Origin of the sequence: Pseudonocardia sp. ICBG1034, assembly GCF_020131375.1 — a bacterium.
Taxonomy (GTDB): Bacteria; Actinomycetota; Actinomycetes; order Mycobacteriales; family Pseudonocardiaceae; genus Pseudonocardia; species Pseudonocardia alni.
The window spans coordinates 47,748-59,128 of record NZ_JAHLEK010000024.1 but is presented as its reverse complement, the minus strand read 5'-3'; the positions used below and the strand labels follow the sequence as shown (position 1 = coordinate 59,128).

10 protein-coding genes are annotated in these 11,381 nt (G+C 71.5%); all 10 read right to left on the bottom strand.

Features of this window, described 5'->3' with window-relative positions:
* Window positions 1-580: 580 nt before the first annotated feature.
* Window positions 581-1,270 carry a Crp/Fnr family transcriptional regulator gene (locus tag KPF22_RS29940; RefSeq protein ID WP_224404054.1) on the bottom strand — a complete coding sequence of 230 codons (690 nt, stop codon included), beginning with the start codon at window positions 1,268-1,270 and terminating at the stop codon, window positions 581-583.
* Window positions 1,271-1,333: 63 nt separating this feature from the next.
* The gene (locus KPF22_RS29935) at window positions 1,334-1,819 is read right to left on the bottom strand and encodes a flavin reductase family protein (protein ID WP_224404053.1); all 486 of its coding nucleotides are present in this window, start codon (window positions 1,817-1,819) and stop codon (window positions 1,334-1,336) included.
* Window positions 1,816-2,631, bottom strand: a complete 816-nt coding sequence (locus tag KPF22_RS29930; RefSeq protein WP_224404052.1) for an alpha/beta fold hydrolase — start codon at window positions 2,629-2,631, stop codon at window positions 1,816-1,818. Before KPF22_RS29930 ends, KPF22_RS29935 begins: the two co-directional genes overlap by 4 nt.
* A 29-nt stretch (window positions 2,632-2,660) precedes the next feature.
* The gene (locus tag KPF22_RS29925) at window positions 2,661-3,815 is read right to left on the bottom strand and encodes an LLM class flavin-dependent oxidoreductase (protein WP_224404051.1); all 1,155 of its coding nucleotides are present in this window, start codon (window positions 3,813-3,815) and stop codon (window positions 2,661-2,663) included.
* Window positions 3,816-3,828: 13 nt separating this feature from the next.
* Entirely contained in the window at window positions 3,829-4,629 is an 801-nt protein-coding gene (locus KPF22_RS29920) for an alpha/beta fold hydrolase (RefSeq protein WP_224404050.1), read from the bottom strand.
* Window positions 4,623-5,849 carry a 3,4-dihydroxy-2-butanone-4-phosphate synthase gene (ribB, locus tag KPF22_RS29915; RefSeq protein WP_224404049.1) on the bottom strand — a complete coding sequence of 409 codons (1,227 nt, stop codon included), beginning with the start codon at window positions 5,847-5,849 and terminating at the stop codon, window positions 4,623-4,625. Before ribB ends, KPF22_RS29920 begins: the two co-directional genes overlap by 7 nt.
* Window positions 5,850-5,970: 121 nt before the next feature.
* Window positions 5,971-6,258, bottom strand: coding sequence for a hypothetical protein (locus KPF22_RS29910; RefSeq protein WP_224404048.1), 288 nt, complete (start codon window positions 6,256-6,258; stop codon window positions 5,971-5,973).
* Window positions 6,255-8,237: a hydantoinase B/oxoprolinase family protein gene (locus KPF22_RS29905; protein WP_224404047.1), complete on the bottom strand. Its 1,983-nt coding sequence runs from the start codon at window positions 8,235-8,237 to the stop codon at window positions 6,255-6,257. Before KPF22_RS29905 ends, KPF22_RS29910 begins: the two co-directional genes overlap by 4 nt.
* Before the next feature lie 3 nt (window positions 8,238-8,240).
* On the bottom strand, window positions 8,241-10,343 hold the full coding sequence (locus KPF22_RS29900) for a hydantoinase/oxoprolinase family protein (RefSeq protein WP_224404046.1): 2,103 nt from the start codon (window positions 10,341-10,343) through the stop codon (window positions 8,241-8,243).
* Window positions 10,340-11,335: an NAD-dependent epimerase/dehydratase family protein gene (locus KPF22_RS29895; RefSeq protein ID WP_224404045.1), complete on the bottom strand. Its 996-nt coding sequence runs from the start codon at window positions 11,333-11,335 to the stop codon at window positions 10,340-10,342. The genes KPF22_RS29900 and KPF22_RS29895 overlap by 4 nt, the downstream gene beginning before the upstream one ends.
* Window positions 11,336-11,381: the final 46 nt, after the last annotated feature.

Genomic DNA, 11,381 nt, shown 5'->3' with positions numbered 1-11,381 from the left:
CCAACCCCGTTCGCGGGGCCGGGCGCTCGTCGTGCGGTCAGTGGGGGGGTCAGCGGTCAGCGCCTCGATGTGGGCGCGGTCGCGCACGGACAGACCTGCGCCGGCGAGCAGGTGCGCGAGTGTCTCCACCTCGGCCCGCAGCGGCTTTGGCATCGGAGACCGTATGAGCGGGCTCGCGATCAGCCCCCGGAGCCAGGTCGCGATTTTGTACCGGACGTGCAACCGTCCCCACTCGGCGTAGACGAACTCGTGCAGGGCCATGAGGCCGCCGTCGAGCCATATTTTGCGGGCCCCGGCGAGATCGCCGTCCCGCCAGGCGGCTATGTGCTCCAGCATCGGCTCGAGGGCGTAGTTGAACGAGCCGGTGACGGTGCCGTCGAATAGGTCCATTGCGAGGTTCTCGTGGAAGTTGACCGCGGTCGCCCCGAGTACCGAGACCGCGGGGTGCTCGCGGCGGATTGCGCCGCCGACCTTGCGGTAGCTCTCGTAGTTGTATGTCATCTTCCAGCCGATGACCTGCGGGAACAGCTTCCGGGTCATTCTCGGCAGCCCCGACGAATCGGCGCTGGTCGGGGGCGGCCTACTGTCCGCCTGACGCGAGGCGGTGCAGGCCACTCGGGTCCACGATGCGGATGCCGCTGGTGTGCCGTTCGACCATCCCCGACTCGCGCAGCTTGCGCAGGGCTCGGGCCACGACCTCGCGAACCGAGCCGATGGCGTCCGCCAGCTCCTGCTGCTCGACCCTGACGATCAGGCCCTCGGGGGCGTTGGACGCGAGGTCGAGCAGGTGCCTGCTGACCCGCTGCTGGACCGTGCCGAAGAGGTTGTCGCCCAGGAACTCGACGGTCTCGAACACGATCTGGCAGGCCTGCTGGGCCAGCAGCCAGGCCAGCTGCGCGTCGGTCGCCGCGAGCCTGCGCAGGGTGGCCACGTTGAGCATGGACACCTCGCAGTCGGTGATCGCGTCCGCGCCCACGGGGGAGCTCTGCGCGATCGCCGACGGCAGGCCTATCACCTGCCCCGGGCCCGCGTACCGAACGGTGGCCGCGCGGCTGTCCTTGGAGACGACCTTGACCCGGGCTTGGCCCTCGTGCAGCAGGGCAAGCCTGGGCGGGCCGAGTGCCTCGTAGATTGGCTGACCAGCGGGCACGGTCACCACGAACGCGTCGCGCAGCATCGCGTGCCGGATCTCACGCGAGAGCTCCGCGAAGTAGCTGGCCTCCCACGCCGCGAGGGTCTTGGCGTGCAGCCCGGCGCGCACTGCGGTCATGATCGGCGGACTCCTTCTTCGCAGACCACCTCACCGTAGTCCGGAGGTGTCGACACCAGTAGCTCAGACGAAGTGGTAGTCCGGCGTCCGGCCCCGATGGAACAGCAGGGGATCGAGATCGTCCTCGTGCTCGGCGTGCTGCACCCGACCCACGACGATCTCGTGGTCACCGCCAGGGTGGACGGCGTCGACGGAGCAAACCAACCGAGCCACGGCCCCCTCGATGGCCGGCAGGCCGTCCGCGGTCTCCCGCAGGGGGACGCCCGCAAACTTGTCCCCGCCGGAGCGGGCGAAGACACCGGCCAGCGCCGCGTGCCGCGTGGCGAGCACGTCCACGGCGAACCGACCGGCCGCCCGGATCCCCGGCCAGGTGGACGAGGCCAGTGCGGGGCAGAACAGGACAAGCGGCGGGTCCAGGGACAGCGAGGTGAACGAGTTGACGGCCATCCCCAGGGGCGCGCCGTCGGCGGCCCGCCCCGTGACCACCGCAACACCCGTGGCCCAGTGTCCGCAGACCCGCCGGAGCACGTCCGGCTCGACCGTGGTCACCGGCCCACCTCCTTGCGGTAGCGGCGCTCCAGGAAGGAGAGCAGGTCGTCCCGGAATCGCTCGGGGTGCTCGACGTTCGGCATATGCCCGCACTCGGGGTAGGTCAGCAGCTCGGCGTCCGGGATGCGGGCGGCGACCTCGTCGGCGTAGCCCGGCAGCCGCAACGGGTCGTCGGCGCCCGCGACGACCAGGGTGGGCACCCGGACGTTCTCGTACGCCGTCGCGTCCGCCTTGCCGAACTCGCCGCCCGCTGCGGGTCCCGGTGTGCGCAGCCGGGCGGAAGCCGCGCAGGCCCACGCCCCCGGCTCCAGGCTGAGCCGGTGCCGCCACGCGACGTACTCGGGATCGTCCGCGAGCCGCGGTGAGTACAGGAGCGTGCGCAGGATGCGGGCCATCCCGGCCTCGGTGAGGTCGTAGTCGAGGATGGCCTGGCGGGCGTCGTTGTCCGGGACGAAGCCGCCCCCGCTGACGAGCACCGCCGCGACGGCGCCGAAGGCCGGCGCCGCCGCCGCGATGTCCTTGGCGAGGTAGGTCCCGCCCATCGAGTTGCCGACGACCGCGGCGGGCCCCAGGTCCAGCGCCGCGATCGTGGCCGCCATGTGCCGCACGCGCCGCCCCGTGGGGTCGGCGAAGTCCACGACCTTGTCCGTACGGCCGAACCCCAGCCAGTCGGGCGCGACGACGTGGTACCCGGCCGCCGCGAGCTCGGGGATCAGACCGGACCAGGAGCTCTCCGCACAGGCCCCGTACTCGCCGGAGTGCAGCAGGACGACCGGGGGCCCCGACCCCTCCTCCAGCACATGGGTGCGCATCCCGCCGACGGTAAGGAACACGGCTGACCTCAGACCGTGACCGGCTGCGGGCTGAACTGCGCGTCCAGCGCCGGCTTGACATGCTCGGCGAAGTTCCGGATGCCCTTGACCGTCTCGCCGTGGTCGAGGAACCCCGCCTGGCCCATCAGGAGCAGGTGCCCGAAGCCGCCGACCCTCTCGTAGAACTTCTCGATCTGGCCGCGCACGGTCGCGGGGCTGCCCGCGAACACGATGCCCTCGTCGATGAGATCTTCGAGCGACAGCGACTTGAAGTCGTACGCCGAGCGCTCGCCGCGCAGCCCCGCGGCCCGCGCGAAGTAGGGGGTGTAGCCCGGCGGCTGCACGAACTCGAACGGCACCTTATTGGCCTTGACGTACCACATCAGCTTGCGAGCGCCCTCCAGCCCCTCCTCGTCCGTCTCGCCGGTGTAGGTCAGCGCGGCATAGGCGAAGCGGTCGTCGGCGGGGGCGGGCCTGCGGGCCTGCTCCAGCCGGTCCCGGTAGGCCTGGAACACCTTGCGGGTGCCCTCGTAGCCGGTGAGGAAGGAGGCGACGATGTCGCCGTTGTCGGCGATGCGGCCCGCGCTGCCGGGGGTCATCGCGGTGACCCACACCGGCGGGTGCGGCTGCTGCACCGGGCGCGGCCAGATGTTGACCTGCCGCTGCTGGAAGAACCGACCCTCCCAATTGAACGGGCCGTCGTGGGTGGTCCAGGCCTTCTTAATGAGGTCGATGGACTCCCACATCCGCTCGCTCATCTGCACCGGCTTGCTGTTCACCGCGGAGACCTCGTAGGGCACCCCTCGCACGAACCCGACGTCGAGCCTGCCGTGGCTGAGCAGGTCGACCAGCGCGGTCTCCTCGGCCACCCGCACGGGGTCCTTCCGGTTCGCGACGGGGTTGCCCAGGATGAGGATGCGCGCGTTCTTGGTGATCCGGCCGAGGATGCCCGCCACCACCGGGGCCGCCGGGTCCATGCAGGTCGCGGTGGCGTGGTGCTCGTTCATCATCACGTTGAGCCCGCACTCGTCGGCGACCTGCCACTCGACGAGGTAGCGGTCCCACAGGTCCATCGCCTGCTGCGGGTCGATCACGCCGTTGGGCAGCGTGACCCGGATCGAGCGGACCGTGTCCTCCGGCGGGAGGTACGGGTAGGCGGTCTCGCTGAAGTGCCAGTACTGCATCGGGAGTCTCCTGTCAGGCCGTGTGGTCGGCGACGAGCTTCGCGAGGGTGTCCGGCTGCTCGACCTGCGCGCGGTGACCCGCGCCGTCGACGAGCTCGAACCGGGCGCCGGGGATGGACGCGGCGTACGCGCGGCCGTACTCGGGCGAAACGATCCCGTCCTGCGCTCCCCACGCCACGAGCGTGGGCACGTGGATGCGGGGCAGCCAGCGGCGCAGCCGGGGGTTGTGCAGGTAGGGCTCCCAGCCGTACAGCGCCAAGGCCTCCTCGTTGCGCGCGATGTGCAGGACGTCTTCGACGGGGGCCTGCGATAGGTCGCCCGGGCCGGCGTCGGCGTCGGCGAAAGTCCGCTCGTCGAGCTCCTCGCGTGCGATGGCGAAGACGTCGGCGATGTCCCGGTCCTCGCGACCGCCGACCTTGATACCGACCGGGTCGACAAGGGCGAGGGCACCGAGGCGCGAGCAGTCCCGCACTGCCATCTCGGCGGCGAGCCAGCCGCCGAACTGCAGCCCGACGAGGGTGACGTCCCGGAGGTCCTGCCGCTCAAGCCACTCCAGGTAGAGGTACGCGAGGTCCTCGACGGTGTCGCACCAGTCGGGCCGCGGCGAGAGTCCGAAGCCTGGGTGGCTGGGGGCGATGACGGTGTAGTGCTCGGCGAGGGCGTCGACGAGGGCCGCGTCGGCCTCCCGTCCCTCCACTCCGTGCAGCAGCAGCAGGGTGGGGCCGCTGCCGGTGGTCCGGACGTCGAGTACGACGTCCTCGCCCTCGGCCCGTCCGACGACCGTTCCGCTCGCGGAGTCGACGAGGGTCAGCATGCGCGGGTTCCTTCCGGGTGACGGGTAGTGAGCTCGTGGGTGAGGCGGTGGCCGAGCCTGCGCCGCTTGGTGTCGAGGTAGCGGCGGTTCTCCGGCCGGGCCGCGATCTGCAGCGGCCGGACATCGGCGACGGCGATCCCGCTGTTCCGCAGCGACTCGACCTTGTCCGGGTTGTTCGTGAGCAGGGTGACCTCAGCGAGGCCGAGGGTGCGCAGCAGGGCAACGGCGGGGGCGTAGTCTCGCGCGTCGACAGGCAGGCCGAGCCGGGTGTTGGCCTCTACGGTGTCGCAGCCCGTCTCCTGCAGGGCGTAGGCGCGGATCTTGTCGACGAGCCCGATCCCGCGGCCTTCATGGCCGCGCAAGTAGAGCACCGCGCCCGCGCCCGCGGCCGCGATCGCGGACATGGCCGCGTCGAGCTGTTCGCCGCAGTCGCAGCGCCGCGACCCAAGGACGTCCCCGGTCAGGCACTCCGAGTGGAGCCGGACGAGCGGCGCGGGCAGGACAGTCGGGTCGCCGAGGACCAGCGCGAGGTGCTCGACACCGTCCGGCCCGACCTGGGCGACCGCCTTCCAAGTGCCGTGCCGGGTGGGGATCGGCGCGGTCGCGGGGGCCAGCGCCCGCACGACGTCCTTGACGTGCAGCATCGGGATCCCGTACCGCTCGGCGAGTGCGGTGAGGTCGACGCGGCCCGCCGCGGCGCCGTGCTCGTCGAGTACCTCGCAGATCGCGGCGACCGGGGCGAGTCCGGCCATCTCGACCAGGGCCACGGAGGCCTCCGTGTGCCCGCGCCGCTGCAGCGGGCCGCCCTCCACCGCCCGCAGCGGGAACACATGTCCCGGCCTGCGGAGGTCCTCGGGTCGGGTCCGCGGGTCCGCGAGGGCCCGGATCGTGGCGGCCCGGTCCGCGGCGGAGATGCCGGTCCCGGTGCCCACCGCGTCGACGGACACGGTGAACGCGGTGCCATGCTCGTCCATGTTGCGCTCGACCATGGGCGGCAGGTCGAGCCGGTCGACGATCTCCGGGGCGGCGGCGACGCACACCAGCCCACGGCCCTCGGTGATCATCAGGTTGACGGTGCCCGCATCGGCGAGCTGTGCCGCCACGACGAGGTCGCCCTCGTTCTCGCGGTCCGCGTCGTCGAGCACCAGGACCGGGCGGCCTGCCCGCAGGGCCACGAGCGCCGCCCGGACACCGGTCCCGGGAGCTGCACTGCTCTCCATCTTCGCGCCTCCTCGGTGATCGCTGTGGTCAATGGTGGTCGGCGGACCGGCTCTTGTCCGGTACCTGGATGCGGGCCCCGCGTGACCTGAGGCACGCGGGGCTCGCCCGCTCGGGTCGGGCTCAGTCGGCCAGGCTGGTGGCCCGGGTGGCGGTGTCCCCGACGGCCGCTACCTCGGTGAGCAGGGCCGTGTGGCAGCCCGGGCACAGCCGCTGCCGGAATTCGACCGGCGCCGCGATGAACGCCGGTACCCCGGCTCGGACTCCCGGGCCGGCCTTCGTGATGTCCCCGCGACGGGTCAGCGCCCGGTGCAGGATCGGCTCGCCGGGCTCGGCGACCACGAAGTCGCAATGGACGCACCGGACCCGGCCGTCGGTGCGGGTCAGGTTGTCGTTGACACGCGCGCTCATGCGGTGGCCTCCTCGGCCTCGGCGGCGCGCTCGAGACGTAGGGTCCGCCTGCGCTCCGCGGTGGCGGTGGGATCGGCGGTGCCGGCCCGCACAACGACGCCGTAGATGTCCTCGGCGGCGACCCGGGTGATCTTGCCCGCGACGAGGTCGGCGGCGACGGCCGCCGGGTCGCGGTGCAGCGGGTCGCCGTACCCGCCGCCGCCCTGCCAGGCCAGGAAGTAGACGTCGTCGGGGCCGAGGAAGGTCTCCAGATGCGGCGGCATGGGCTCGCGCTCGCCGCTGACCTGCTCCAGGTCGGTCACGATCTCACCGCGCTCGAGCAGCGCCCGGATGTCCGAGCCGCGGATCGCGACGTCGTACTGGGTGTTGGCCGGGTAGCCGCCCGACAGCCCCGAGGACTGCGGCATCGCCTTGCCGCCGCCGGACACCACCATCGCGACGGCCGGTGCCGGGCTGTCGTGGATCATGAAGGCGGACGAGCCGCCGAGCCCGCCGCGGTAGCGCCCGGGCCCGCCGGAGTCTGGCTCCTCGCGTCGCCAGAGGTAGAGCATCGGGTAGCTGAACTCGCTCATCTCGACGTCCGGTACCCGGCCCATTGGGATCATCGCCAGCCCGCCGGTGTCGACGCCGTCGGCGTCCGGCCGGGCGCCGAGCCCGCCCGCCATGGGGTCCCCGACCAGGTTGACGAACGGGCCGCCGCGCTGGTCGAGCCCCGCGAGCAGCGCGAGGTCCCAGGAGCCGACGCACACGCTCATGGCGTCCCGCGTGTAGTCGGTGTGGGCGTCGAGCATGCCCGAGACACACTCGGTGACGGCGTTCGTGGTCGCCCAGGCCGACGCCACGGAGCCCTTGCTGACCCCGGCCGGGTAGGTGCAGTCGTTGACCGTGCCCGGCTCGCTGACGATCTCGAAGCACCGGTAGATGCCGCCTGGGGACCAGGGCAGGTCCCCGCACAGGGTGGTCAGCAGCACCGGCATGATCCCGCCGCGGGCGCCCGCGAACGTGCAGTTGATCAGGCCGTCGGCCTGCGGGGACGTGCCGGCGAAGTCGAACGTCATCCGGTCGCCCTGCTTCCTCAAGGCGAGCCGGATCGTGTAGAGGCCGTCATCGCCCTGCCGGGCGGAGTCCTGGTAGGCGACCGCCGACCACTCACCGTCCGGGATCTCGGCGAGCTTGGCGCGCAGCCTGCGCTCGGCGTCGTCGAGCATCCGGCGCATCACCGCCTTGACGGTGTCCGCGCCGTACTTCTCGACGAGCTCGGTGATCCGCTCCTGTGCCATGTGGTTGGCGCCGATCTTCGCCCGCAGGTCCAACGCGACGAGGGCGGGGATGCGGCAGCGGCGCAGCCAGGCGTCCTCGAGGTCGGCGCGGAGCCTCCCCTCCTCGACGATCTTGAGCGGGGGAGTGGGTAGGGACTCCCAGAACACGTCCTGCGAGTTGACCGACCAGCTTCCGGGGGAGACACCGCCGACATCGACCTGGTGCGCGATCGCGGCCGTCCAGGCGAAGATCTCGTCGCCGACGAAGATCGGGGCGAACAGCGAGACGTCGTTCTGGTGCAGGCCGCCGCCGACCCACGGGTCGTTGCACAGGAACATGTCGCCCGGCCGGATGCCCGGGTTGGCGGCGCGGTGCTCCAGAGTCCACTTGACGGCCATGTCCGAGCAGGCGGCGAGCTCGGTGTTGTAGAGCCCGATCTGCACCTCCTCGCCGACCTCGTCGAGAATGGCGAAGTTGAAGTCGTTGCAGTCGGTGACGATGATCGACCCCGACATTCGGACGATGGCCTCACCCATCTCGTCGGTGATCGACTCCAGCCTGTGCCGGACGACCTCGTAGGTCAGCGGGTCCAGCGCCGCGACGGCGTCGGCGGACACGTCGTGCAATCGGACGTGCGGGGTGGCGAGCTCGCGGACCTCCGCCGCGGGGCGCGGTCGGTAGGAGAACTTCTCAGAGCCGGGTACGGGATTGACGGGCACGGTTCAGGCCCCCTTCGCGTCGGTGAGCACGACGTTGCCGAGGCGGTCCACCTCGGCGGCCATCCCGGCGGGGACAGCGAGCGTGGTGGTGTCCGCCTCGACGATGGCGGGCCCGGCGAACCGGTGCCCGGCCTTCAGGTCGGCGTTCTGGTACACGGCGGCGTTCTGCCAGCCGGCCTCGTGGGACAGGAAGGCCCGCCGGTGGCCCGACGGCGTGGGTGAGCCGGCGCCGGTCTCGTGGTCGGGCAGCTCGGACGAGAACGGCAGCGAGCCGGTGGCGAACGCCCGGTAGGTGATCAGCTGCAGGCCGGCCGCCCGGAAGGCGGCTTCGGAACCGTAGAGCTTGGCGTAGAGCGCGTCGAAGGTCTCCGCGACGCCCTCGATGGCCTTGTCGTCGAGCGTGTCGCCGGGCACCGGCGTGGCCACCTCGGACAGCTGCATGCTGTAGCGGATGTCGACCTCGCGGCTGATCTCGACGGACTTGAACGGGAGGTTCTGGGCGTCCATGCGGTCCCGCAGCTCGGTCTCCAGCGAGTCGTACGCGCGCTGCATGACGTCCGCGGGAACCGGGTGGTTGGCCGGGTCGGACACCTCCGCGGCGAGTACGACGTCGCTGGTGGCGAGACCGTAGGCGGAGAACGTGGCCGCGGTGGCCCCCAGCGGCACGACGACCGCCTCGGCACCGAGGTCCCGTGCGTAGTTGGCGCAGTGCACCGGGCCCGCGCCGCCGAAGGAGTACACGACGAAGTCCCGTGGGTCGTAGCCGGAGTTGACCACGACCGTGCGGACGAGGTCGGCGGCCTGGGCGTTCTGGATGGCGTAGACCGCCGCGGCCGCGTCCTCGACGGACAGTCCCAGCGGCTCGGCGATGTTCACCCGGATCGCCTCCTCGGCGAGCCCACGGTCGAGCTGCTTGCGCCCGCCCAGGAAGTTGTCCGGGTTGACGATGCCGAGGACGAGGTCCGCGTCGGTCACGGTGGGTTCGGTGCCGCCCTGGCCGTAGCATGCCGGGCCCGGACGAGCGCCCGCGCTGCGCGGCCCCACCTTGAGGTTGCCGCCGGAGTCCACCCACGCTATCGCCCCGCCGCCCGCGCCGATCGTGTTGACCTTCACCATGGGCGTGGAGATCGTGTACTGGTTCAGCACGGTCGTCGTGGACTTGACGGGTTCGCCGTCGACGATCATGCCGACCAGGAAGGTTGTGCCGCCGATGTCGGTGGAGATGATGTTGCGGTGCCCGAGCTGGGCGCCGAGGTTGCGGCACCCGACGAGCCCGCCGGTGAGTACCGAGCCGATCGTGGTGATCGCCCGGTCCGGCGCGTCGGCTGCACTGATCGCGCCGCCGGAACCCTGCATGACCAGCAGCGACCCGGTGAACCCACGGCCGGTCAGTTCCGCGGAGAGCGGCTTGAGGTAGTCCCGCAGCTTCGGGCCGACCTGGGTGCTCATGATCGTGGTGACGTTGCGCGGGTACTCGCGGATCCGCGGGCTGAGCTCGCTGGAGAGCCCGATGTAGGCCTCCGGGGCCTGCTCCTGGATCAGCTCGCGCAGCCGCCGCTCGTGGGAGGGGTTGCGGAAGGACCACAGCAGTGAGACGGCGAAGCCCTCCACACCCTGCTCGAGCAGCTCGCGGATGGCCTCCCGGGCCTTGTCCTCGTCGAGCGGGACCAGGACCTCGCCTTTGTAGTCGACGCGCTCGACGATCTCCCGGATCCGGCCGCGGGGGACCAGGGGCGCGGGCTTGCTGGTGCGGGACATGGCCTTGACGTAGTCCGACCCACGGCCCGCGTACCGGCCCTCCAGGTTCATGATCATGATCGAGTCGGAGTGCCCGACCGTCGTCAGGAAGCCGACCTGCGCGACGTCACCTGTGACCAGGGCGTTCAGCGTCGCCGTAGTGCCGTGGCAGATGTAGGCGGTCTCACCGAGCAGCTGCGCGGTCGGGAGCCCGACCGCGGCGGCCAGCTCGTCGATCGCGTTGAGCATGCCCTGCTCGAAGTCCGGCGGGGTGGACGGGGACTTGGCCGCGAAGACGCGGCCGGTGGTGTCCGTGGCGAAGGCGTCGGTGAAGGTGCCGCCGATGTCGATGCCGATGACGAAGCTCATCGGACCTCCTGGCTGTTCCTGGGCCGGTGGGGGAGCAGGTCGAGCCGGTCGAGGGTGGTCAGGTAGTGCCGGACCGCCTCGGCGAGCCCGAACCGCGGCTTCCAGCCGAGATCGGTGTGGATGAGGTTGCTGTCGAGCGCGCCGTAGTAGCTGACGCCCATGCCCATCGGGTCGAGGCCGGGTCCGATCTCGATGGTGGCGCCGGGAATGGCGTCCCGGACGGCCTCCGCGAGGTCGTGCAGGGACACGGCGTGGCCGGTACCGACGTTGTAGGCGTCGTGGGGGAGCCGTCCGGGGGCGAGCGCCGCGGCGATCACGGCGTCGGCGATGTCAGCGACGTAGATGGCATCGTCGCGCTGGTCGCCACCCCGCCCCAGGTGCACCGGCTCACCCGCCGCGGGCAGCTCGATCATCGAGCTGTAGGCGGAGAAGCCGCCGTGTCGCTGGAGCTTGCCGGGGCCGAAGATGGTGGCGAACCGCAGCGCGACGAACTCGACGCCGCGGTTGCGGGCGTACCACCGGCCAAGCTCCTCGCACGACAGCTTGGTGACGTCGTAGAGGGCGACCGGGCGACGCGGGTGCTCCTCGGTCACGGGGACATAGTCAGGATGCCCGTGCACCCCGGTCAACGCGCCGTAGGCGGCGCGCGAGCTGGTGTACACCACCCGTCCGACGCCGGTCCGCGTGGCCGCCTCGAGGACTGCCGCGGTGCCTCCGATGTTGACCTCGACGGCTGCGACCGGGTCGCGGTCCGCACCGATGATGGCGGCCATGTGCACCGCCGTGCCCGGTCGGTGCTCGGCGAACACCGCCTCCACCTGGGCCGCGTCGGAGACGTCGGCGACGGCGACGGTGATGTCGTCCGCCACGTCCGGGACCAGCGACCGGTCGTCCCGGTTCTCCAGGACGACGACGTCGTGTCCCTGCTCGACGAGCCCGCGGACGACCCAGGAGCCGTTCACCCCCAACCCGCCGGTTACAAGTACTCGCACCGGTTGACCTCCTTGTCACGATCGCGGTGTCGCGTTCGTGACAGGA